General features: G+C 43.0%; 1 protein-coding gene. It reads right to left on the bottom strand.

Annotation, left to right across the window (positions count from 1 at the left end):
- Window positions 1-61 precede the first annotated feature (61 nt).
- On the bottom strand, window positions 62-286 hold the full coding sequence (locus ELS82_RS26575; protein WP_167489559.1) for a hypothetical protein: 225 nt from the start codon (window positions 284-286) through the stop codon (window positions 62-64).
- Between the last annotated feature and the right edge of the window lie 431 nt (window positions 287-717).

Genomic DNA, 717 nt, shown 5'->3' with positions numbered 1-717 from the left:
TAACGCCAAATTAAGTAGTGAGTAACGCTACCACTTACCTAAACCATTGCGCCGTAAACACTTAAGTCGATTCAAACCAAAAGTGCCAAGCGTTACGAATCTGCTTAAATTTATTGTTATGTTTTACCACAAATACATGATTTACTTGAGAAAGAACTACAATTTCTGACCAGTTTTCTGAACCAAACCACAAGGCAGAAACTAACTTGACCACCAAAGGCGACCAACCTAAAACGTGTAATTCCACTTCCCTGCCCAATGAGGCAACCCGACCAACAAACAACACGTACCCAGTCTTTCCAACCAAAGCGCAATACAATGGCAAATTGCCGAGGCAACTGCCAAGCCGAAATGCTACTTGGCAGAGAACCTAAAAGCGACTTTAAGCCAGTTAAACAAGAAGCCAACCGCCACGACCTGACAATGAAGCAACCCACGAACATGGCATGTTTTACGGGCTGAGTGGTTCAAGAACTTAGACCGACAATACTGATTTGCTGAGTCTACTAGGGACGAATTGCCCGAGGGACAAAGAACTAGAGCCTAAGACCTTTAAGCCTTTGAAGTACAAGTAAACATAACGCCCAATTAAGTAGTGAGTAACGCTACCACTTAACCAGAACATTGTGCCCTAATCACTAAAGCTGATTCAAACCAAAAATGCCAAGCGTTACGAATCTGCTTAAATTGTTTGTTAGTTGCCTGCCCTAAGCCTTG

The sequence above is a fragment of the Vibrio ouci genome (assembly GCF_004551525.1).
Taxonomy (GTDB): Bacteria; Pseudomonadota; Gammaproteobacteria; order Enterobacterales; family Vibrionaceae; genus Vibrio; species Vibrio ouci.
Note: the sequence above shows the minus strand (reverse complement) of the source record. Positions and strands in the feature narration are given on the sequence as shown.